The sequence below is a fragment of the Metabacillus malikii genome (genome assembly GCF_030813355.1).
Classification (GTDB): Bacteria; Bacillota; Bacilli; order Bacillales; family Bacillaceae; genus Metabacillus; species Metabacillus malikii.
In genome coordinates this window covers 48,163-70,014 of record NZ_JAUSUD010000011.1, presented here as the reverse complement: position 1 = coordinate 70,014, position 21,852 = coordinate 48,163, and the positions used below count along the sequence as shown (strand labels likewise).

At 32.9% G+C, this 21,852-nt stretch carries 24 protein-coding genes; 18 read left to right on the top strand and 6 right to left on the bottom strand.

Annotated features, from left to right (window positions below; translation table 11 throughout):
• The first annotated feature begins 98 nt into the window (after positions 1-98).
• Positions 99-608, top strand: a complete 510-nt coding sequence (locus tag J2S19_RS12105) for a GNAT family N-acetyltransferase (protein WP_307341993.1) — start codon at positions 99-101, stop codon at positions 606-608.
• Between the two features lie 255 nt (positions 609-863).
• Here J2S19_RS12105 and ytvI read toward each other — a convergent pair whose 3' ends face one another.
• Positions 864-1,922 carry a sporulation integral membrane protein YtvI gene (ytvI, locus tag J2S19_RS12100; protein ID WP_307341990.1) on the bottom strand — a complete coding sequence of 353 codons (1,059 nt, stop codon included), beginning with the start codon at positions 1,920-1,922 and terminating at the stop codon, positions 864-866.
• Positions 1,923-2,359: 437 nt separating this feature from the next.
• A complete protein-coding gene (locus tag J2S19_RS12095; protein WP_307341986.1) occupies positions 2,360-2,725 on the bottom strand; it encodes a YugN family protein in 366 nt (121 codons plus the stop codon).
• A 912-nt stretch (positions 2,726-3,637) separates the two neighbouring features.
• Between J2S19_RS12095 and J2S19_RS12090 the strand changes: the two genes are divergently transcribed.
• The 6 genes from J2S19_RS12090 to J2S19_RS12065 all read left to right on the top strand — a co-directional run bounded on the left by J2S19_RS12090 (position 3,638) and on the right by J2S19_RS12065 (position 7,129).
• On the top strand, positions 3,638-4,720 hold the full coding sequence (locus J2S19_RS12090; RefSeq protein ID WP_307342199.1) for a CAP domain-containing protein: 1,083 nt from the start codon (positions 3,638-3,640) through the stop codon (positions 4,718-4,720).
• A 197-nt stretch (positions 4,721-4,917) separates the two neighbouring features.
• The gene (locus J2S19_RS12085) at positions 4,918-5,307 is read left to right on the top strand and encodes a YlbD family protein (RefSeq protein WP_307341982.1); all 390 of its coding nucleotides are present in this window, start codon (positions 4,918-4,920) and stop codon (positions 5,305-5,307) included.
• A 37-nt stretch (positions 5,308-5,344) separates the two neighbouring features.
• Entirely contained in the window at positions 5,345-5,584 is a 240-nt protein-coding gene (locus tag J2S19_RS12080; RefSeq protein WP_307341979.1) for a YlbE-like family protein, read from the top strand.
• A 123-nt stretch (positions 5,585-5,707) separates the two neighbouring features.
• The gene (locus tag J2S19_RS12075; protein WP_307341976.1) at positions 5,708-6,142 is read left to right on the top strand and encodes a hypothetical protein; all 435 of its coding nucleotides are present in this window, start codon (positions 5,708-5,710) and stop codon (positions 6,140-6,142) included.
• Between the two features lie 62 nt (positions 6,143-6,204).
• The gene (locus J2S19_RS12070) at positions 6,205-6,651 is read left to right on the top strand and encodes a YlbF/YmcA family competence regulator (RefSeq protein WP_307341973.1); all 447 of its coding nucleotides are present in this window, start codon (positions 6,205-6,207) and stop codon (positions 6,649-6,651) included.
• Positions 6,652-6,856: 205 nt separating this feature from the next.
• A complete protein-coding gene (locus tag J2S19_RS12065; protein ID WP_307341970.1) occupies positions 6,857-7,129 on the top strand; it encodes a YlbG family protein in 273 nt (90 codons plus the stop codon).
• Between the two features lie 295 nt (positions 7,130-7,424).
• Here J2S19_RS12065 and J2S19_RS12060 read toward each other — a convergent pair whose 3' ends face one another.
• Positions 7,425-7,814: a DUF7147 family protein gene (locus tag J2S19_RS12060; RefSeq protein ID WP_307341968.1), complete on the bottom strand. Its 390-nt coding sequence runs from the start codon at positions 7,812-7,814 to the stop codon at positions 7,425-7,427.
• Positions 7,815-8,360: 546 nt separating this feature from the next.
• Between J2S19_RS12060 and J2S19_RS12055 the strand changes: the two genes are divergently transcribed.
• From J2S19_RS12055 to coaD, 3 genes are all read left to right on the top strand, one after another.
• Positions 8,361-8,483: a hypothetical protein gene (locus J2S19_RS12055; protein ID WP_307341965.1), complete on the top strand. Its 123-nt coding sequence runs from the start codon at positions 8,361-8,363 to the stop codon at positions 8,481-8,483.
• A 214-nt stretch (positions 8,484-8,697) separates the two neighbouring features.
• Entirely contained in the window at positions 8,698-9,270 is a 573-nt protein-coding gene (gene rsmD / locus J2S19_RS12050) for a 16S rRNA (guanine(966)-N(2))-methyltransferase RsmD (RefSeq protein WP_307341962.1), read from the top strand.
• Positions 9,270-9,758, top strand: a complete 489-nt coding sequence (coaD, locus tag J2S19_RS12045; protein WP_307341959.1) for a pantetheine-phosphate adenylyltransferase — start codon at positions 9,270-9,272, stop codon at positions 9,756-9,758. The genes rsmD and coaD overlap by 1 nt, the downstream gene beginning before the upstream one ends.
• Before the next feature lie 298 nt (positions 9,759-10,056).
• Here coaD and spoVV read toward each other — a convergent pair whose 3' ends face one another.
• Complete coding sequence (gene spoVV, locus J2S19_RS12040; RefSeq protein ID WP_307341956.1) at positions 10,057-11,277, bottom strand: dipicolinic acid transporter SpoVV; 1,221 nt, start codon at positions 11,275-11,277, stop codon at positions 10,057-10,059.
• 198 nt (positions 11,278-11,475) lie between these two features.
• Between spoVV and J2S19_RS12035 the strand changes: the two genes are divergently transcribed.
• Positions 11,476-12,288 carry a patatin-like phospholipase family protein gene (locus J2S19_RS12035; protein ID WP_307341953.1) on the top strand — a complete coding sequence of 271 codons (813 nt, stop codon included), beginning with the start codon at positions 11,476-11,478 and terminating at the stop codon, positions 12,286-12,288.
• On the top strand, positions 12,278-13,309 hold the full coding sequence (locus J2S19_RS12030) for a SepM family pheromone-processing serine protease (protein ID WP_307341950.1): 1,032 nt from the start codon (positions 12,278-12,280) through the stop codon (positions 13,307-13,309). Before J2S19_RS12035 ends, J2S19_RS12030 begins: the two co-directional genes overlap by 11 nt.
• Positions 13,310-13,459: 150 nt before the next feature.
• Here J2S19_RS12030 and J2S19_RS12025 read toward each other — a convergent pair whose 3' ends face one another.
• Positions 13,460-14,668, bottom strand: a complete 1,209-nt coding sequence (locus J2S19_RS12025; RefSeq protein ID WP_307341947.1) for a nucleotidyltransferase — start codon at positions 14,666-14,668, stop codon at positions 13,460-13,462.
• 241 nt (positions 14,669-14,909) lie between these two features.
• Here J2S19_RS12025 and J2S19_RS12020 point away from each other — a divergent pair, with 241 nt between their 5' ends.
• The 3 genes from J2S19_RS12020 to J2S19_RS12010 all read left to right on the top strand — a co-directional run bounded on the left by J2S19_RS12020 (position 14,910) and on the right by J2S19_RS12010 (position 16,688).
• Positions 14,910-15,428 carry a YceD family protein gene (locus J2S19_RS12020; protein WP_307341944.1) on the top strand — a complete coding sequence of 173 codons (519 nt, stop codon included), beginning with the start codon at positions 14,910-14,912 and terminating at the stop codon, positions 15,426-15,428.
• Between the two features lie 78 nt (positions 15,429-15,506).
• Positions 15,507-15,680: a 50S ribosomal protein L32 gene (rpmF, locus tag J2S19_RS12015; RefSeq protein WP_095298890.1), complete on the top strand. Its 174-nt coding sequence runs from the start codon at positions 15,507-15,509 to the stop codon at positions 15,678-15,680.
• Between the two features lie 390 nt (positions 15,681-16,070).
• Positions 16,071-16,688, top strand: coding sequence for an RsfA family transcriptional regulator (locus J2S19_RS12010; RefSeq protein ID WP_307341941.1), 618 nt, complete (start codon positions 16,071-16,073; stop codon positions 16,686-16,688).
• Positions 16,689-16,943: 255 nt separating this feature from the next.
• On the opposite strand, the gene J2S19_RS12005 is transcribed toward J2S19_RS12010, so the two are convergent.
• A complete protein-coding gene (locus J2S19_RS12005; RefSeq protein WP_307341939.1) occupies positions 16,944-17,408 on the bottom strand; it encodes an N-acetyltransferase in 465 nt (154 codons plus the stop codon).
• 676 nt (positions 17,409-18,084) lie between these two features.
• On the opposite strand from J2S19_RS12005, the gene J2S19_RS12000 reads away from it, so the two are divergent.
• The 3 genes from J2S19_RS12000 (at position 18,085) to mraZ (ending at position 21,793) form a co-directional block, all read left to right on the top strand.
• Entirely contained in the window at positions 18,085-18,987 is a 903-nt protein-coding gene (locus J2S19_RS12000) for a 2-dehydropantoate 2-reductase (protein WP_307341936.1), read from the top strand.
• A 622-nt stretch (positions 18,988-19,609) separates the two neighbouring features.
• Positions 19,610-21,238, top strand: coding sequence for a bacillithiol biosynthesis cysteine-adding enzyme BshC (gene bshC, locus J2S19_RS11995; protein ID WP_307341933.1), 1,629 nt, complete (start codon positions 19,610-19,612; stop codon positions 21,236-21,238).
• Positions 21,239-21,361: 123 nt separating this feature from the next.
• Entirely contained in the window at positions 21,362-21,793 is a 432-nt protein-coding gene (mraZ, locus tag J2S19_RS11990; protein WP_307341930.1) for a division/cell wall cluster transcriptional repressor MraZ, read from the top strand.
• Positions 21,794-21,852 lie beyond the last annotated feature (59 nt).

The window sequence follows — 21,852 nt, the reverse complement described above, 5'->3', positions numbered from 1 at the left end:
TTTATCAATATTACGATTTACACGATGAACTAGATGTGACTTTTAATGGTTCATTCGGGTCTCTTTTATGATTATGATCAAAGAGGGGAGAGAATCTGTTGATTGAAATTCTTACAAATAGGTTAATGATTATTCCATGCTCTTTAGATATTGCTAAGTCGTTGATTTTCCATCGTACAGAATTAAATCAACGATCACCAATAGAATTCCCGCATAATTGGCCATCTCCGTACATTAAAAGTTTTCTACCATTTTATATTGAAAACTTGGAGGAAACGATAGAAAAAGAGTATGAATGTGGTTTATGGTTAATTATTTATTACGAAGATAAGAAAATAATTGGTGATATTGTTTTACAAGGTCGGCCATCTATAGACGAGTCTGTACAGTTATCATATCATACAAATCAAGACCTCGATGAAACAATAGCATACGAAGCAATTGATGCATTTATAGATTGGTTAACATATCAAAAAAAGGTTAATAAAGTATTGATGGAATGTGATGAAAAACAACATGACATCATTGCACTCTATACGAGACTGGGGTTAGTGTGCAAAAAAAAGGAAGGGAAAGTGTTAATTTGGGAAATTAGTAAGGGGGATTAATCAATTAGTAGCTGACCTTCTGAAATCGTGGTAGAAGGATATATGACAAAGTCTGTATATCTAAATTGATCAAAAAAGCGAGGTGAATTTAATCCACCTCGTTTTTAATTGCAATATTAGTTTTTTTAAGATTTCATGATTAATGAATGTACATGTACAGCTCATTTGAAGATTTGTAGCTATTGTTTTCGATTGGGTGAGAAGCATCTTCATCTTCTTTATTATCACCTTTAACATTTAACAGTTCGAAACTGCTTATATTTTAAATTTAAATTTAATAATTCCTGCTTCCCGTGCTGAATTATAAATAATTAATATCATTGGACCGATAAAGAAGCCTAAAATACCGAATAATTTTAATCCTAAGTACATTGAGATAAGTGTGGCTAACGGAGATAATCCAATATGTGAACCCATAACCTTAGGTTCTACAGTTCTTCTAATAACTAATAGGATGACTGTTAAAACTCCAAGTTGTGCTGCGAGTGCCATATCACCAGTAATAAGGTGGTATAACGTCCAAGGTCCCATAATTATTATTGAACCGATAAGCGGGATAACATCAATTATCCAGATAATTAACGACATGATTAGGGCTAACTCTGGTGTTATAAACAACAAACCAATAAATGTGACAATAAAAATAAGTATACTGACTAAAAATTGAGCTTTAATAAAGCCTAAGACAACAAAGGATAAGCGCGATAACATGAATGAAACCTTTTCAGCTGTTTTATCAGTTAAATAAGAATAAGCCTTTGTTTTTAGTTTAGGCAATTCGAGCATAAACAGGAATAAAGCTATTAAATAAACAATTAAATTAACTAAAACATTTGGAATGTTTGTAAACAAAGTTTTGACATTTTCAATATTTAAGTAACCTGCTAATTCTGTCCTCGACTTTTGGAGGAAATTTGTTATTTGATTCGTAATTTCTTGAACTACTTCGGGTGGTAAATCCTGTACAGTTGTTGAGAAATCATCTTCTAAACCTTCCCATACTTTTGCAATATCATTTATATATGAAGGTGCATTTTGTGCAAGTTGTACTACTTCACCAACAACTTTTGTTGTTAAAAAATATCCACTTACACTTATAATTATAAGAAAAATTAAGAAAACGATTAATACTGAGAAATTCCTTTTTAATTTTCCTTTTTGTTGTAATACTCGTGTTAATGGCTCAAGAAAAAGGGCTGTAATAAAAGCAATGATTAAAGGAATAGATATTGGTAAGATAAGAAATATGATGGCACTTACTAATAAAATAGTTAAAATAATCATCAATGTTCTTTTGTTTAGAAATGCGGTCAAAATGGTGTTGCCCCTCTCTCATAAAATGTACAGAATAATTCTCTTCTTACATTATAGTACGAATTACATAAGAATTATAAGAAAAACATCATTATTTGAAATATTTTTTCAATAGGCTCGGTTTAAAAGAAGAATGTTGATTTAGATTGAGGCAATTGCTATTATTAGCTGTGCGAAAAAACTTAAATCGATGTCAATGGGGTAGCTACATTACTTCTCAGCATAAATAGAGTAACCCATGCAGACTACTTCTGATAATAATTATAAAATTTTATTCTAGGCCCTTTAGTGTAGAATATCTTTTAATCTCGTCCAAATACAATTGATGACTAACTTGCATAAAAAAAGCAAAGGAAACCCTTTGCTTTTAATCTTAAATAAATTTATTTAATAAAGTTTTTAATTAACAAGTGTGAGTTATACCAATCGATAAATAATCATTGTGAGCTATTAAGATTTTTTATCGCTTCTGATAAATCGTTTAATAATTTTTTACTCGTATTTAAAACAGTGTTAGGAAAATGTTCACCTTCACCATACTCTACGCCATGTGGATAGTAATGTTTTCCAAGTAATGGTGTAATTAATTTTATAACAGCATGTTTACCATCTACTTCACCTTCAATTGCATATCCTTGGACACGCAAATAAAAGATATCTCCTTTGAATTCTATCTTACGGTCATATGTAACACGTTCATAATCCCATTGACCTGCACGGACGAGGCCGATATTTTCAGCTATATCATCTAATAGTTCTAAATCTATCGTAACTCCTTCAAGTCCTGTGTTTTCTATCCTCATACAAAGTCCCTCCTAAAGCCTTTTCACTTTAATAGTATAGTGGAATGATAAATAATTAATAAAGAATCATGGTTAAAAAGTATGTAGTTGCTAAATCATTTGATGATTTGAAAAATCTCCAATTTTAATAATAGTATGAATACAATGAACTTGCAATGCTTAGTTATAATTCTGAGATTATTTTTTAAAATTTAGGCTGTTTTCGCAAACATTGTTGCTTTTTACTTAGTTGTCGTTTTGAATTGGTTTCCTCTTGCAGTACTCAGCAATAGCGGGTGAGCGGTGAGCCTCCTGATATGAACGAAACTGTCAAGGCTCCCACTCATCCCGCAGGAGTCTCGCAATCAGCTCCAACCAACCCTTGATAAAGTCAATGCAAAAAGCAAAAATCCTTTAGAAAAGAGCCATAATTTATTAGAGTAGATTGTCATCTTTTTTATAAGTCTGTTGCTTATTATTTGTTCAATGAATCAAATGTTGTGTATGATTAATATCGACTATTTATTCGTCTATACTTAAATATGAACACTACAAATAGTCGAATAAAGAAATATTGTTTACGAAGAGTAGCCAGGAGCAGTTTTGTATCTATTAAGGTTGAAGCAGAAGTAAAGTTTCCGTTGGGAGTACTGGAGACTGTGACATTACTGGACATCGTAAAAATAGTAAAGCAAGTAATGGCTAAGTAGAAAGATTGAAATACAACTTAAGAAATAGTCTAACTCTATGAAGACAAAATGATATACTATAATTATGATTATAATTACGAGATGATTAATCAAAGTTGATACGTTTATGACCTACGTTGTATGGGAATAATAGTAATACTACTAATTGAAACAATTAACTAGAATATCAATCGATTGTTTTCATATAATGATAGAGAAATTAGTACTGAAGGAGGGGATCATCATACGAATTATTTTACGTACAATTGTTATTTTTATAATTATCTTTATCAGTTATACATTATTTATCTATTTTGGTCAATATACGCCTTCAGAACAGCATGAGGAGGAAGATGTTAAAATTTCTAATGAAGAATTAGAAAGTGATGAAAATTCAGATGAAAAAGCTAATGATAAGCTACCTGAAGAAGGATTATTGTCCTTTATGCATAAATCCTCTGAAGAAATTAATGCAATATTAGGAGAACCAGACCGTATTGATCCTTCTGCCTATGACTATGATTGGTGGATTTATCATATTTCTGACCAGCAATATATACAAATTGGTATACTAAATCAAAAAGTTGTAACTGTGTATGGAATTGGTCCTGAAATAAATGCTAAGCCTTTAAAAATTGGACAATCAGTACAAGACGTCTTTAAGACTGTAACAGTTACACCAAATTTATCAATGGAATATAGTGGGAACTCGTATCGCTTTGAATTTTCAGAAGAAGACATGAATACACGACCGACAGTGAAAATCGGTGAGTTATACGTTCAGTTGTACATTGATAAATTTGACGGCATCTTATCAAGTGTACGCATCATGGATGCTGAAACATTTATTAAGCAACGTTCTTATGAGGTTACATACCGTGGTGAGTTAATCGAACCAAAAGAAATAAATGAGGATAAGTGGAGTAACATTGAAGTCGGAGCCGAAAAGCAAATATTATCAATTACAAATATGCTGAGAACTAGACATAATGTACCGAAAGTCGAGTGGGATGAAGATACGTCTAAAGTTGCGTTTCGTCATAGTGAAGATATGAGACTGAAAAATTATTTTTCTCATGAAACACCTGATGGTAAAACATTAGTAGACCGACTTTCAGAACTGGATATTAAATATGAAATGGCAGGAGAAAATATCGCTGCACAATATGTGGATGCAATTGCTGCCTCTGAAGGTTGGTTAAATAGTAAAGGACATCGTGACACTTTATTAAACGAAGAATTCACTCATCTAGGTGTTGGAGTAGATGGGTTATATTATACACAAAATTTTATAAAAATCTGGAAACCATTTTCTTTAAGTGAGTAAGTTAAAAGTCAGACCGATTACGCAGGTATAGATATATCTATACAGTGTTTGAGGGCTGACTTTTTTCGTTATCATTTTGAGATGGCAAATCATAATATTTCTTAATACATTCTCAGGATGTTTTAGAAAATGGGCGAACAATAAATAAACCACATTGATACAATATTGTAGGCAAATGTAACAATGAGGTGAAGTCTATGTCAACAAAAAAATCAAATTCATCGGTCGACAAATTTAAGGAATTTGTAAGGAAACATCCTAAGTTAATTCAAGAAGTAAGAAAGGGAAATAAAAAATGGCAAGATGTATATGAAGATTGGTACTTGTTAGGTGAGAATGACGTTATCTGGAAACCATACAAAGAGGAACAGGAAACAGAAACAGAGGAGCAGAAAAAAGACTTTATGACGCAAATGGTTTCTGCAATAAAAAAGATGGATATGAACGAAGTGAATCATCATATTACAAATGTAAGTTCCACATTGGCAACAATACAAGATTTATTTAATCAATTTGGCGGGACAAAAGGACCTAAACAACACCAGTCAGGTGGAAATCATCAACCATTTTCCTTTCGTAAAGATTAACAAATCCTAATAGTACTTTACAAGGAGGATGGACTAAATGAGAAAAGACGTACAGGAATATTTGCAAGGAAACAGCGAGCGGCAGCAATTTATTAGGGAACAACCACAATGGTATCGGAAATTGTCAAGAAACCCAAACGAACTTGATGCTTTCCAAATTAACATGATGAATTATTACCAAAAGACGATTCCACATCGAGTTGGTCAATTATCTAATTCTATCCAAATGGCACAAATGATGCTAGGAATGTTTCATGCGATGAAGAACCAAGATTAAAACGACTTTTTCAAATAGTCGTTTTTTTTAAGCCTTTTTTTCATGTTTTACTATGTATTTGTTAACAATAGAAAAAAGTTACTAATAAATGTGTAAGGTAAATTACATATAAGGAGGAATCTTATGAAGCCGTTAAACATGATAATCGTCATTGTATGTTTAGTATTAACAGCCTGTGCTAAAGACCGACCAAAAGCGGATATTCTAGAAGTTCAGCCACTACATGTCACCGATATAAATTCAGAAGAAGTCATTCAAGTTTCTCAGCAAAATATAAAATCTGAATTAAAGCTAAACTTTCATATTCGTAATCAAGATGTCTTTGTTGAATCTTACATTCCAAATTTCAGTTTTAAAGAAAAGGGGGGACAGAAGAAAAACGGTGAAGGGTATTTAGCAGTTTATGTCGATGGAAAGTTAATCGACGAAATCGATACAGCAGCATTTGTGGTGAAAAATTTACCAATAGGCAAACATGTACTAACAGTTGAGGTGTTTCATAACGATTCTACAACATATCATTTAAAGGAATCATTCGATGTTAATATAACCAAATAAGTGTACTAATTTTTCATTTACCTCTATCCATGGTAAAATAAATGATGGAGGTGCAGAACTCTATGTTTGCAACAATTGAAAGTATACAATTACTCGATGAGGCGGAAAATTTAGCTAAGTTAGTTCTCCAATCTGAATTAGCTGAAGAATATCGTCGTCATTATCATATATTAAAGAATGATAAGAATGCTCAGAACTTAATTAAACAATTTTCAAAAGTTAAGGAACTTTACGAAGATGTCCAACGCTTTGGTAAATATCATCCTGACTATCGTAAAATATCAAAAGAAATGCGAGATATAAAAAGGGAGTTAGACCTTAACGAAAGTGTTGCTAATTTTAAAGTGGCAGAAACTGAACTTCAAGGCTTACTTGATGAAATTAGTATTCAAGTAGGGCAAGCTGTTTCAAAATATATAAAGGTCCCTACAGGAAATCCATTTTTTGAATCTGGATCAAGCTGTGGTGGAGGTTGTGGTTCGGGTGGCAGCTGCGGTTGTGCTTCATAAAAAACGGGTCTTTGACTCGTTTTTTTCTTTTGATTACCATAACATAAGTAGTGCTACTCATATCCATTTTAATTAAGTATATATTGTGACAAAATCATATATTTGCTAGACTAAAATTAGTATAAATGAAATCGAACTAATTTCATATTTTAGTAAACGAAACCATCGATATGTTGATTATTATATTTTTACAAGGAGAATATATATGTATGAAAAGCGTCAAGGGGTTGTAATCTGGCTTCATTCTTTAAAGCAAGTAAAGATGTTAAGGAAATTTGGGAATATTCATTATGTTTCAAAGCGTCTTAAATACGTCGTTTTGTATTGTAATATGGAAGCCGTCGAACAAACAATACAGAAGCTAACTTCATATTCCTTTGTTAAACATGCTGAACCTTCATATAAACCTTTTCTAAAACAGGAATTTGAGACAAAGGTCGATAAGGCTAAAGAGTATGACTATAAAATTGGACTGTAAGTGTGATTACTGATGTCTTGATAACATATAGTTTCCCTAAACTGTTTGAGGGTGACTCATAACGAAAGAGTATAACCTCTAAAAGTACAATGTATAGTTTTTACATAAGGACAATTATGCAGCCTATATATTTTTAGAAGAATCTCCACGTTAACTAAGTCACTCTCGTTTTTTTAGGCTCTTTTTTTAAAGATTGTTGCTTTTCGCATAGACTTTATCAATGGTTGGTTATAGTGGAAACCAAAACGACAACTAAGTAATAAGCAACTATGTTTGCGAAAGCAGCCTTTTTTTATTATTGTAGTGGTGGAATTAAGTGATTAAGACGTAAAATACCGATAAGATAATGAAAATAAAGCTCCTTCTCTTTAAAAATAGTAGAAGGCTTTACATCCATCTCTATAATATCCTTATTTAAATATGTACTTAATTCTTTAAATAAATCGTAGCGCTTATTTTGAGTGATATGTGGATTTGGTATCCCTTCTCTACAAATATACAAAGCCTGAAAGTTTCCTGTATTAGTTGGAGACATTGCAACTACTAATGATGTTAAAGGTTTATCTTTAACAGTAGTATGTAGAGCCAGTAAATTTGAAACACGATGGTGATTTGATTTTGCTGTCTCAATAAGTTCATATATATCTGAATAACCTTCACCTAATTCAATAAATCGTTGAATCATCTAATTCCCCCTAATAATTTAATCCCTATTTATGATATACAATATAGCTCCACCTTGTAAATCACAATTAATCTTTGATGTTTATTCATTGTAAAGGTTTTGAATAGTTTCACCTTTCGTTCATTTGAAAGAGTATGCCATAGGTTAGAAATGTACATGTGAAGTGATTACTATATAATATGGGCTCTTAAACTTATTTTGGGTGATGGAGCTAATGAGTATCACATGTAGAGGCATAAGCCAGGGAGTTTGAAAAGCGGAGGGTTGCTTGTCAATTGACATACAATCTCGAGAGGAACAGAATGAGATAAATGAATTTTTTTAATGATCGCCTTTGAAGAATCGTCGATGACTTGAAGTTTTACTTTCTCGTGCAGCTGTACATTTGAGGCTTGCCACCTACACGTGGAGAGTACTCTGTAGTGATCAATCGGAAACGATAATTAAATAAAAAAAATCCCTACAGAAACCTGTAGGGTCCTTCATAACCTTTTAGAAATTAAAAGGTTGAAGGCAAAGGGAGAGGAGAAACCGGAGGAAGAACTTATGGGGAAACGTAAGTCTTCTCCGCGGTTGGCAACAACATCAACGAATCGATGTTGTTACTATCATTATCACCAAATCATACATCTGTATACATATAATCATAAATTTTTACAACTTATCTAAATCATCAAATATTGTCTCCAGACTAATTGCTATGGTAGGATAGAGTGTACCTTTTCTATTGGTCTTTAGTTTAACAGAACTTTTAATTATAAAGTTTCATTATCGTTATTAAATGAACTTTGTTTAATGGTGAAGGAATAAGGTTTATTCGAAAGTAATATGTGCATGAGTTATCTATAAACTATATCTACAAATTTAAAGTAGTGGTGAAATGATGAGAGTAGTATCAGGGAAATTTAAAGGTAGACAATTAAAAGCAGTTCCAGGTGTTACAACGAGACCAACAACAGATAAAGTGAAGGAAGCAATCTTTAATATGGTCGGTCCTTATTTCGATGGTGGAATTAGTTTAGACTTATTTGCAGGTAGCGGTGGCTTAGGAATTGAAGCAATAAGTCGTGGTATTGAGCTTAGTATTTTTGTAGACCGCGAAATGAAAGCTATACAAACGATACATAAGAATTTAGAGATTTGCCAGGCGAAAGATTTTTCAGAGGTGTACCGAAATGATGCGGAAAGGGCTTTGAAGGCGATAATTAAACGTGAGCTTCAGTTTGATTTAATTTTTCTTGATCCACCGTATAAGCAACAAAAGTTGAAAGCGCTTATATCTTTAATGAACGAAAATCAATTATTAAAAGAAAATGGCTATATTGTAACTGAACATGATGCAAGTATTACGTTACCTCCTGCTATTGGTAAGTACACTCAAATAAAACATGAAACATATGGAATGAGTTCGGTTACTGTTTATGGAAACAGTCGGATCGAAGAGGAGGAACAATAATGGAGAATATTGCAGTATGCCCCGGCAGTTTTGACCCAATTACATACGGGCATCTAGATATTATAAAAAGAGGTTCAAAAGTTTTTGATACGATCTATGTCTGCGTATTGAATAATTCATCTAAGCAACCTCTTTTCACTGTTAAGGAACGCTGTAACCTCATTCAAGAGGTGACAAATGATATCCCAAATGTGGTTGTTGAAACGTATCAGGGGTTATTAATTGATTATGCTAATGAAAAGAAAGCTAAAGCAATTTTAAGAGGCTTACGAGCTGTGTCTGATTTTGAATATGAAATGCAGATTACTTCAATGAATCGGGTACTTGATGATAAAATTGAAACTTTTTTTATGATGACAAACAATCAATATTCATTTTTGAGTTCTAGTATTGTTAAAGAAATCGCAAAATATAAGGGAGATATTTCAGAGCTCGTCCCTGAAGCAGTAGAAAAGGCACTAAATAAGAAGTTTATTGAGAACATATAGGTCCCACTATAAATAAGAAAATAAGGCGATAACCTTGCTTGTAGAGAAGGAGAAAGGGTCTGAAACATACCTCCAATAGCTTATATAGACAATAAAATAGCTTGCCATACTAATGGAAGACGAAAAAAGACGACTGTCATTCAACAAATGAATGAAGTCGTCTTTTTGTTTCCAAAGTATTGTGGCGGTCGGCACGTTTCTAAGTGATTATGAAAACATTCACCTTTAAGTGAGGAGTAACTATTAATTAGGACACTCCAAAAGAATATAGTAAAAACTACGAAGAAGTCAGTTAGCCTTATAATAATCGGTTGCCCAAATGACGTTTACTATATAAGTATACGTATAATAATAATGAACAAATGGTTATGATTGGGCCGTATTGAACTATGGGGGTCCAATATTGTGTAAACCATTCCGGGTTATACCCCATAGTAAAGACGGGAAATGAAGTTGGCTGTTCCTCTTTTAGATTTAAGTATAAAGGTTTAAATAATAGTAATGCTAGGATAGCTGAATAGACACCTTGGAATATCCTTGCAATAAAAAATGGCCTGAATCTAATATCGGTATCTGCTAAAATACTTGCGACTTGAGCTTGTATCGACAATCCGCCAAATGCAAGAATAAAGCTGGCAATTATGACTTTATCGATTAAATCTGCAGTAGTCTCACTAGCTAATTGGTTTCCTAATGTAATTTCAAATATCCCTGTTATAAGCGGAATACTTAAATCTGTGCTAATTTGTAATAAGGCTAATCCTCCAGAGATTAAAGCAGCAAAAATAGCTGTTATATGGATGATGGCTAAAATCTTATTAAATACCGAAAACAAAATAATAAACCCGCCAATCATTAATAATGTTTGAATAGAAGAAATTACTGCATCTCCAAGCATTTTTCCAAGTGGTCTTTTATCGTTTATGCGGGTCGAATGTAATTCTTTGAATGCAACTTTAAATGAAGGAAGACTTTTTTTGTTTTCAGCTTTTAACTCATCATCAGTACCTCCATAAAACCTCATTGTTAGACCAACACATATATTTCCTAAATAATGAGCAGCAGCTAGGAGAATTCCTAGGGCAGGATCTTGAAAAAAACCAACCGCAACAGCTCCGAAAATGAAAAGGGGGTTGGAAGAACTTGTAAAAGATACAAGTCTTTCGGCTTGGATTTTTGAAAGCTGTTTTTCCTGCCTCATTCGTGCAGTTAGCTTAGCTCCAGCAGGGTTTCCTGAAGCCATTCCCATTGCCCATATAAATCCACCGACACCAGGCACTTTAAATATCGGGCGCATAAGAGGCTCCAAGAGGACGCCGATAAATTTTACAATACCGAATCCGATGAGCAATTCAGAAACGATAAAAAAAGGTAGTAACGATGGAAATACGACTTTCCACCAAATATCTAACCCTCTAAGTGAGGCTTCTAAAGCTTCCTTTGGATTAACTATAATAGCGATCGTCAGTCCACTAATAAATAAGGCGATGAATATTGTTTTAAGTTTTGAAAGACTCAAAATGTGATGCCTCCTATGTATGTATACTGTTTGTGAGGTTTAATCTAATCATGAGGGTTGTACTAACCATTAATTTAATATACGAGAATAGGTGGACATTTTAGACCATAAGATTGAAGTATATAAATTTTTTTCATTTCTAATGCCTTGAATAATTAGAATATATGTAAATAGTTACGTTTTGTCATAAGATATTAGATGATAAGGGGGATTTTCTTGACTTATCCAAAAATTGGACTAGCGCTCGGTTCAGGTGGCGCAAGAGGGTTTGCTCATTTAGGTATTTTAAAAGTATTTCATGAAGAAAATATACCGATTGATTATATAGCAGGGAGTAGTATGGGGGCGCTAATTGGTAGTTTTTATGCCTCTGGTTTAAGTATCGAGAGGATGTATCAATTTGCCCTCGCATTCAAGCGAAAATATTTCTTGGATTTTACAGTACCAAAAATGGGTTTTATAGCAGGTAATCGTGTAAAGGAGTTAATCCAACTGTTTACTCATAATAAGACGTTCGAACAATTAAATATACCAGTATCAGTCGTTGCTACCGATTTGTATGAAGGGAAAAAGGTGATATTTAACAGTGGTCTTGTAGCGGATGCAGTAAGAGCTAGCATTGCCATTCCAGGTATTTTTGTACCAGAAAAAATTAATGGTAGACTTTTAGTTGACGGAGGTGTCATTGACAGAGTTCCTGTATCTGTTGTAAAAGAGATGGGGGCTGATATTGTCATCGCTGTGGATGTTTCACATGTAAAGAAAAATGAAGAGATAACGTCAATTTTCGATGTTATTTTACAAAGTCTCGATATTATGCAGGATGAACTTGTGCATCATCGAGAAATAGCGTCAGACATTATGATAAGACCACATGTGGAGCAGTTTAGTTCCCGGGCATTTACAAATATTAAAGAGATTATCGAAATTGGGGAACAGGAGGCTTATAAGCAATTAGGAAAAGTACATACAATGATAGCGAACTGGAAGGGGTCACAGCATGAGGAGTAAGATTGCTTTACGCACAACTATAGTAGTACTCGCACTAGTAATAATTCTAAGTTTTATAAAGCTTCCTTATTACGTTACAAAACCTGGAATGGCGTTTGAACTCGGTCCTATTATAGAAGTGGAGACAGGGTACCAGGAGGTAGGGAGCTTTTCATTAACAACGGTTCGTATCGGGAGAGCCAATCCAATAACTTATTTATGGGCACTTCTTAAAGAATACCATTATATCTTACCAATAACAGAAATGAAAAATAAAAATGAGACTGACGATGATTACTATAAAAGACAATTAACATCAATGGAGAATTCAAAAGAGTCTGCTATTTCAATTGCATATAAGAAGGCGAATAAAAAAATATCTGCCTTATTTAATGGTATATATGTGAATGCAATATCTGAAAATATGCCTGCAGATGGTAAGTTAAAAGTAGGAGACCGAATAATTAAAATTGATAATTTTGAATTTCAATCAGTCGAAGAATTTATGCAGTATATAGAAAATAAAGAATTAGGAAATGAGGTAGAGATACACTACGAAAGAGAAGGCAAGCAAAAACAAGTGACGTTAAAATTAGCGGCTTTTCCAAACGACCCTTCAAAAATCGGAATTGGTATTTCCTTGCTCCCTGATAAAGAATTGCTCGTTAAACCTGACATAAAGATAAACACTGAAGAAATTGGCGGTCCCTCAGCAGGTTTAATGATGGCTCTAGAAATTTATAATCAATTAATTAAAGAAGATATTACAAAAGGATATAAGATTGCAGGTACTGGTACGATATCGGCAGATGGCAAAATTGGACCGATAGGAGGGATATCTCAAAAAATTGTTGCAGCAGACAAGGAAGGAATTGAAATATTTTTTGCTCCACATGAAGAGAGTAATTCATCATCAAATTATCAGGAAGCGATAAAGGTAGCGAAAAAAATAAACACAAAAATGAAGGTTGTACCTGTTAGTTCTTTTGATGATGCAGTAAAATATTTAACTAGTTTGCAGCAAAAAAAGAATGCAAAATAATTATTTGTAAATATAGTGGTGAGTTTGTTAAGAATACTCACCACTATATCTACATCGAGGTCTGTATAGGTGACTGATAAGAAACAGAAACACAAAAAGCTATCAGCATTGAGCTAGCAATAAATACGTGCACGGATAAGGGAATGGTCACTACCCCCTAATTGGTGGTGTGTTATATTCTCTCTTTAACAACTCAGAACGAAGTGGTTCGGAAAAAATCATATGAAAAATAGTTGCTGCTTTTAAATCGAGGTCCAAAATTGGATGCAAGCCATCGGAAACTTTTGAGATAAGTGGGATGTCTAGCTGTTTTTTAATCGTCCGCAAATATTCTTGACCTTTTAAAGACATCCCTAGTAAACGAATATAAGGTGATTTTTCAAGTGGAGTCATGTTTTCCATATTCTGTTTTGTTGTCCTCGTTAAAATGTGTAAACATAGACGTTGTAATCTTGTCCATGTATATCTTTTTGTCTTTACATTTTCCATGAATTCTTGAAAGGAATGTGAGGTTCGGATAAATTTGCTTAATCTATGCTCTAATCCTTCCTCCATTTCATAAACCGTCCTTAATTCGTCTCCACTCATCGTCATCAATGCATATTTTAAATAATCGAAGTAATGTTCCCAATGGTGATAAAGCTGATTCGCATGAAAATACTCATCTAAAACTCGTTTTGTTTCAACTGGTACATAACGACTAATATCGTGACTATTTGTAAGAATCGCTTTTCTGATACTTGTAGCACTCGCAATTGACGGAGAAACGAAATTCTCTTCATGATAGCCAGCTGCCGTCCTTACTATCGTGAGCGGCTTCATTTTCGTTTTTTGAATTAACATTGCCTTTACATAATGATAGCCTAATATGTTGTTTGGTTGAGATAAGTCAACTACTTTGTCATTTTTAATCAAGTTCTGAAAAGCCCTAGTTATTGCAGTAGGATAATTTACTCCCGTTTGTATGTATTGTTTAATCAGTTCATCATATCGTTCATTTTCTTTTAGTACCAAATTTGCAGCATTGATGAAAGAATCGATTGTACCATCCTCACTGCCGAAACATAAATAGTTACACCCTAATGCTTCTAAAATCGAAACAGCACCATTAGCAAAGGTTTCTGCTTTTTGTGTTGCGAAAGCATAGGGTAGTTCTACAACTAAATCGATACCTGAATCCAAAGCCATTTTCGTACGAGCCCACTTAGATACGAAAGCAGGTTCACCTCTTTGGAGAAAATAGCCGCTCATAACGGCAATTGTTACATCTGCATTTGATAACTTCTTCGACTCTCGTAAATGATAAAGATGTCCATTATGAAAAGGGTTATATTCAACAACAACTCCAACTGCTTTCAATTTATCACCATACCTATCTAACTAAATGATGACACTATTATAATCTATATTGTGGCGTGATAAAACAAACTCAGATTATTTAGTCTTGAAAACGAATTAAATGATAATTAAAATAAATATTATTGTCTCTTATATTTTGAAAAAAATAGTTTATCATGTATACTAGCACTGTAAAGAAAAAACATTGACAAATATAAATGCGAAGGCTATAATTACCTTTGTTGCCTTGAGGTGATATACATTGAAATGGACAATAAGTCAACTACATCAATTGCAAAGCAAGGGGTTGTCATTTGACGAAGAAATTGATTTAAGTGATATCGTTACAAGCTCACAAGAAATACGCAATATTTCTCCTGTGACTGTTAAAGGACGAGCAGATATAAGTGCAACGAAAGTTACATTTCATTTAACAATTTCAGGATCAATGGTTCTACCATGTTCTCGGACATTAGTGGATGTAAACTATCCATTTTCAATTGATACGACAGAGACATTTTTATTAAAACCAGCAGATTATGATACGGATGAGGATTATTATCTTGTTAATGGTGATGTTGTTGATTTAATTCCCATTATCAAGGAAATGATTCTACTAGAAATCCCTATGCAGGTATTCTGTGATGATGTAACGGAAGATGATAATGCTGCACCGCAGTCAGGGAAAGATTGGGAAGTTATCTCAGAGGATGAGAATAACAACAAAATTGACCCACGACTTGCAGAGCTTGCTAAATTTTTCGATCAAGATAAGCAATAATTTTTGTTAGCTTATTACAGAACAGTGCGTGCTATTGGATTATGTAGCAATGAAATGCTCTTTAAGGAGGTGGGAATAATGGCTGTACCTTTTAGAAGAACTTCTAAAACAAGAAAAAGACTACGTCGTACACATTTTAAACTACAAGTGCCTGGTATGGTAGAATGCCCAAACTGCGGTGAAAGCAAACTAGCTCACCGTGTATGTAAAGCATGTGGAACATACAAAGGAAAAGAAGTAATCAGTAAATAATTAAGGATTTAAGAAAAAGAGCGGGGATTTTAATATCCTTGCTCTTTTTTTTTGTCATTTTTTATGCTGCTAACGGATGGAATAGGATGGAATATATAGTTGATATGTGTTTTTGGATACTAAAGAAAAGTGTTAACTTACTATTTTTTTGTGCTTTTGATTTGAACGATCTTAGTACCCCTCAAAAAGATATGGTAAAGCGAGCTTTTGCAACCAGCTAAGCTGTCGTCATAGTAAAATTCGTGGGTCATTCCAGATTATTTAAAAGGTAATAATAGTTTATCCAAAATAAATCACATTTGTTTTACGAGTAATAGATTATTATGTTAGTCTATCTTTTCTAGTAGTTGCATATGTATAGAAAAAAAGTGACTACTGGAGGGATTTTGGATGACTACTACTCGTCAAGATGCATGGACACAGGATGAAGATTTATTATTGGCTGAAATTGTCTTAAGGCATATCCGTGAAGGTGAAACCCAATTAGCAGCTTTTGAAGAGGTTGGGAGGAAATTATCGAGAACAGCCGCAGCATGTGGTTTTCGTTGGAATTCCCATGTTCGCAAACAATATAAAACAGGGATAGAACTCGCAAAAAAACAACGAAAAGAATTGAGAAAAGCAGTACAGGAAGAAGTTAGTGAGCCAAAGAAAGTGTTAATGGAGGCTATTGATGACACTACCCCTAGTGCAAGTTCAAAAAATACAATAAAGGAATTAATAACGTTTTTACAACAATATGAAGATGCCCCATCTCTTAAGGAAGTAGAAGCAGAAAATAAACGCTTAAAACAAATCATTGTTGATCTGGAAACAAAAGTAAAAGTACTTGAGCAAGAAAAAAACTCTTTAATGAAAAATTTAGAAATTATGGAAGAGGATTATCATGCCTTAATTGAAATAATGGATAGAGCAAGAAAGATGGTTATATTACAGGAAGATGAACGGAATCGTAAAGTAAAATTCCAAATGGATAAAAATGGTAACCTTGAAAGAGTTGAGAAATAATTATATTTAATGTTCTAAACAATACTTAACACAATTGATATAATAAATAAATTATTCGTAAGTTGTATAAGATACGTGAAAAGCTAAAGATATTCCGACTTAGAATGTTTAACAGAATAAACTAAATAAAAGTATTTAAGGATGACTAAAACAATAGCATCGGACCCATCAAACACACTATATAGATTAGTCAGACAAGCGACATTATATATAGCTGTGTTTGGTAGCGGGTCCTGACATTTATAAATCATTTTGTTATTGTTCGCTAACACCTTTAGGATACCAAACTAAAGGATTTTCTCCTTTATCTCTATCCATATCATATTTCACTTGGGTAAATCCCATTTTTAACCAAAAATCTTTAGAATTGATTCTTGGATTCGTTTTGATTGGGAGTTGAAAAGACTTCGCGAAGTTAACAAGTTCTCTACCGAAGCCTTTTTGTTGATAATTTGGTAATACTTCTAGTTTCCATAACTCTAAAAAATCTTGTTTAGGGCTAAAATAGTAATCAAACTTTTTATCAACACGGTATAAACTCATTCTTGCTACTAATTTATCCCCGAAGTATATCCCGTAAAATGGTGATTCACTATCATTTTCAATTATATTTGATTGTAGATCTTCTAACATAGAAAGTTCTTGGAGTCCATATTCTTTAAATTTTTTAAATTCCTCTAAAGTTTTATAATTGACTAATAATCTCTCTACTCTTACCATGTTTTTATCCCCCTCATTCTTATAAAAGTTATTGATGGTGATTACTTTGAGATATGAAAATCTTTAACTTTAAATTCTTCAATCTTCGGCAGAGATAGAAATTATAAAATCACACAAAACAAACCAGTGATATAATTTAAAAAAATCTATCTTTGAAATGCTACAACTAAACTAGTTGGCGGTGAATCTAAGCTTAACTATTAAAAGACATAATAAACACGGTTAATTAAGATTATCTTGATTTGAAAAGAAATATGACTAAAATGATTATATCATGCTTATATATAAAAATAACTTAAAGAAGTATTAGCGCTTACAATTTGATGAACGATAGATGATCGCTCAAAATATAATGGCTGTTTAGGAATATTAATGCTTACATAGTTGTCGCTTTGGAAAGTTATACTACGGGAATTTGTCGAAAGCGGTTGTTTTAGTGAGGATTATACTATAAATGCACTTCACATCATTCACTATGTGGTAGTTAATTCGGAAACGTGTTCATCATGGATAATTAAAGCCCATTCAGTTTGTAACCTTAGGCATGTTGCCTCCATGTTTTGAACTGCTTGAAGTTAATACCAGAATGAGTCTGGTCAGCGATTGGTGATTGTATTAAGACATTGAAAAAGCCATGATGGTTTCAAGTGCAAATGTTTATAAAAGAGGTGTAATGGTGGAAATAGGAATTATTGGCGGAGGGGCAATTGGACTCCTATATAGTTATTATTTAGCAAAAGAACATAATGTAACGCTTTATACAAATCGAGAAGCACAAGCACAAGCAATTCGACAAAGTGGACTAACTCTACTAAGAAATGATGAATCATATACAACAAATGCGGTGGCAGCAACGGCTTCAAGAAAATATAAGGAAAAGTTGTTAATTATTACACTAAAGCAATACCAGTTAAATGAAATAATTGCATCGCTTAAGGAACTTTCTCCAAGAACAATATTATTTTTACAAAATGGTATGTCACATTTATCATTGATTGAAGATTTAAACACACATCAAATATTGTTAGGTGTGTCAGAACATGGTGCAATGAGAGAACGAGATGATGTTGTAAGACATAGTGGAATAGGGGTGACCAAAATTGCTAACTATCGAGTTTTAAAACAAAGTCAACATGAATCATTATTAAGCCGAAATATACCAAATTTTCAAATTATAAACGAGTCGGATTATAAAGAAATGTTGATTAGAAAGTTAGCCATTAATGCGACTATAAATCCAATAACAACAGTATTACGTATAAACAATGGACAATTGCTAGAAAATCAGTATTTTTATAAGATATTGCAAACCGTGTATAAAGAAGTCCATAGTGCTTTGGATTTAAAAGAGCAAAAGTCGTATTGGGAACATATAATAAAAGTTTGTAAACTAACAGCAAAAAACGAATCATCAATGTATAAAGATATTCAAAGAGGTAAAAAAACTGAAATAGATGCAATTTTAGGTTATATTATTGATTGTGCGAATAAACGGCAATTGGATATACCTACCATTATGTTTTTGTTTCAGGCGATTAAAGGGATGGAGAATGGAGATAGCATCAGTTTACATACTTAACTTATTGAGAGGAAATTACTAAAACAATCATGACAAAATATGTATATATATATTGAGTAGAATTGAAATATAATGAATATTAAAAATTGTTGAAAAAACTAAGCAAAGTTTTTTCGTTTCAGTTTCTAAAATGCTATACTCATTTTTGGTACCACTTTCATATGTGTATGAAATATAAACTAATTTGTAAACAGGATATTTCTGTAAGTAAGTTACTTTTTACAAATAGATAGGTGATTAAGAATGGTCTCTGTGACTCTACACGAGAGGTCCTTGTCGTGTAACATATGCAAGGGTCTTGGAATCTCAAATCAACCTTATCAATTTGTACTTAACAAAAACTGAAATAATAAGTTAATTGATTATCTAGATAATATTAAGCATTATGATGAATTTATCCCAGTTTACGTATGAATGTTTATAGATAATACTCAGGTAGTTTGTAAGTAGGAGACGTAATGAACGCTGGCTATAGCGTAGGAATACCCTATATCGACAACTCAGTAAAAAAGCAAAAATGTTTACCAAAAGCAGCTTTAACGCTCAATGATTATGCATGTACACATTGTATGATAAGTAAAAAGGCTACTTAATGACATATATCTAGAAAGGAAGTTACAGAATGGAGATTCTTGAACTCTCCCTGCACTCTTCAAACCAACTTGTTAACGATTTGATGAATAATCAATTACATATCCCAGCTTTTTTTGACTATGATATTTGTAATAAACAGTCATTTAAAGAAAGGGCAACAGATTTAAAAAATCGTTCATTTCAACGTGAAGAGCTATCTGCATATCTTATGCAGTATGCAACGAGATTTTCTAATCAAAACAAAAAAACAATAGCTAATATCGAAAAATTAAAAGACCCGAATAGTGTAGTCGTAATTGGCGGTCAACAAGCTGGTTTATTAACAGGTCCTTTATACACAATCCATAAAATATTATCAATTGTCGTTTTCGCAAAAGAACAAGAGGAAGAACTAGGGATACCAGTTATTCCGGTCTTTTGGATTGCTGGTGAAGATCATGACTTTGCGGAAATTAATCATATTTTTGCATCAAAGAATAAAATACCAAAAAAAATTGCGATCAAGGATTCTCCGTTAAAAAAACAATCAGTTTCTGACATGTTATTGAATCAAAGAAAAGTGCTAGAATGGCTTGATGATGTATTTGTCCAGTTTGGTGAAACCGATCATACAAATTCCCTTATTGATAATTTAAAGAACTATGTAAAAAAATCTACTACATATGTTGAATTTTTCGAATATATCATCATGGATTTATTTAAACATGAGGGGTTAGTGTTAATAAATTCTGGAGATCCAAAATTACGTGAACTAGAAAAGCAATGTTTCCATGCCATTATTAATCAAAATGAAAGAATATATGAAGCGGTTACTGCACAACAAGAAATGATGAGGGATAAACAATACCGACCTATTATTGAGATGGGCAAAAATAGTGCAAACCTATTTTATCATCATGACGGTGAAAGGTTCCTTATGGAAAGGAAAGGCGAAAATGAATTTTTAGTACCTGAGATTGGATTAACTTTAACGAAAGAAGAGTTACATCATTTAATCGAATCTTATCCAGAAAAATTAAGCAATAATGTAGTGACAAGACCACTCATGCAGGAATATTTATTTCCGACACTTGCTTTTTTTGCAGGTCCAGGCGAGGTAACGTATTGGGCAGAATTAAAACAAGCTTTTTCAATCATGGAAATTAAAATGCCACCAGTACTCCCTCGTTTGATGATAACGTTTTTGGAAAGGTCAATTGAAAGGAATCTTAATGAAGCACAATTATCGCTCGAAACTGTACTCAAGAACGGTATTAATCAAGCTGTCACTGACTATTTGGCTGCGGCTACACCAGTAAATATTGATCCGTTAATATCTAACGCAAAACAAGAAATTGCAAAGATTCACAAGGAACTTTTAGAAGAGGCTATAAAAATTGATAAAAGTATGCAACCAATGTTAGAAAAGAATGGTATGTTTATTCTTCAGCAATTAGACTTCTTTAATCGTAATGTGGAAAAGCGTGTTAAACAAATACACGAAATTCAATTAACAAAGTTTAAAGAAATTGAATTATCTTTATTGCCTAACTTAGTACCACAAGAAAGAATGTGGAATGTTTTTTACTATCTAAACAAATTTGGACCGAATTTTGTTGAAGAGTTGCTGAACTTGTCATATTCATTTAATGGAAAACATAAAATTGTCAAAATTTAAATAAAACTTTTTGAAAAATCCTGTTAATACAGGGTTTTTTTTTTATGAAAAGAAATGTAGAATAGAAGTGGAGATAAGTGGAGGGAAGTGGTGAGCTGAGGAGAGAAAGTGGGGGCAACGTGCATGTTTATGGGAGAATACCATCACACCATTGATATTAAAGGCAGAATGATTGTCCCATCTAAATTTAGGGAAGGCCTTGGAGACTCATTCGTTTTAACAAGAGGACTTGACCAATGTCTGTTTGGTTATCCAATGAGTGAATGGAGAATAATAGAGGAAAAGCTAAAAGCACTCCCATTAACAAAAAAAGATGCACGTGCATTTACACGATTTTTCTTTTCTGGTGCAATTGAATGCGAATTAGATAAGCAAGGCCGTATTAATATTGCTACACCGCTCTTACAATATGCAAAAATAGAAAAAGAATGCGTTGTTATCGGAGTTTCAAATCGTATTGAATTATGGAGCAAGTCCACTTGGGAGAGTTATGTTTCTGAACAAGAGGATTCTTTTGAAGAAATTGCTGAGAACATGATTGATTTCGATATCTAATATTCCCTTAAGCTAAATATGTAACAAAGTGGACAAGCTAGAAGACGAGGATTTGAAAT

Bases quoted from the DNA above. Each gene is read 5' to 3' on its own strand.
- J2S19_RS12005 (WP_307341939.1), bottom strand. From the start codon at position 17,408: ATGGTAAGAGTAGAGAGATTATTAGTCAATTATAAAACTTTAGAGGAA.
- J2S19_RS12035 (WP_307341953.1), top strand. From the start codon at position 11,476: ATGATAAGGGGGATTTTCTTGACTTATCCAAAAATTGGACTAGCGCTC.
- J2S19_RS12085 (WP_307341982.1), top strand. From the start codon at position 4,918: ATGTCAACAAAAAAATCAAATTCATCGGTCGACAAATTTAAGGAATTT.
- J2S19_RS12060 (WP_307341968.1), bottom strand. From the start codon at position 7,814: ATGATTCAACGATTTATTGAATTAGGTGAAGGTTATTCAGATATATAT.
- rpmF (WP_095298890.1), top strand. From the start codon at position 15,507: ATGGCTGTACCTTTTAGAAGAACTTCTAAAACAAGAAAAAGACTACGT.
- bshC (WP_307341933.1), top strand. From the start codon at position 19,610: ATGGAGATTCTTGAACTCTCCCTGCACTCTTCAAACCAACTTGTTAAC.
- J2S19_RS12075 (WP_307341976.1), top strand. From the start codon at position 5,708: ATGAAGCCGTTAAACATGATAATCGTCATTGTATGTTTAGTATTAACA.
- J2S19_RS12055 (WP_307341965.1), top strand. From the start codon at position 8,361: ATGGGGAAACGTAAGTCTTCTCCGCGGTTGGCAACAACATCAACGAAT.
- rsmD (WP_307341962.1), top strand. From the start codon at position 8,698: ATGAGAGTAGTATCAGGGAAATTTAAAGGTAGACAATTAAAAGCAGTT.
- coaD (WP_307341959.1), top strand. From the start codon at position 9,270: ATGGAGAATATTGCAGTATGCCCCGGCAGTTTTGACCCAATTACATAC.
- J2S19_RS12070 (WP_307341973.1), top strand. From the start codon at position 6,205: ATGTTTGCAACAATTGAAAGTATACAATTACTCGATGAGGCGGAAAAT.
- J2S19_RS12065 (WP_307341970.1), top strand. From the start codon at position 6,857: ATGTATGAAAAGCGTCAAGGGGTTGTAATCTGGCTTCATTCTTTAAAG.
- J2S19_RS12010 (WP_307341941.1), top strand. From the start codon at position 16,071: ATGACTACTACTCGTCAAGATGCATGGACACAGGATGAAGATTTATTA.
- J2S19_RS12030 (WP_307341950.1), top strand. From the start codon at position 12,278: ATGAGGAGTAAGATTGCTTTACGCACAACTATAGTAGTACTCGCACTA.
- J2S19_RS12080 (WP_307341979.1), top strand. From the start codon at position 5,345: ATGAGAAAAGACGTACAGGAATATTTGCAAGGAAACAGCGAGCGGCAG.
- mraZ (WP_307341930.1), top strand. From the start codon at position 21,362: ATGTTTATGGGAGAATACCATCACACCATTGATATTAAAGGCAGAATG.
- J2S19_RS12095 (WP_307341986.1), bottom strand. From the start codon at position 2,725: ATGAGGATAGAAAACACAGGACTTGAAGGAGTTACGATAGATTTAGAA.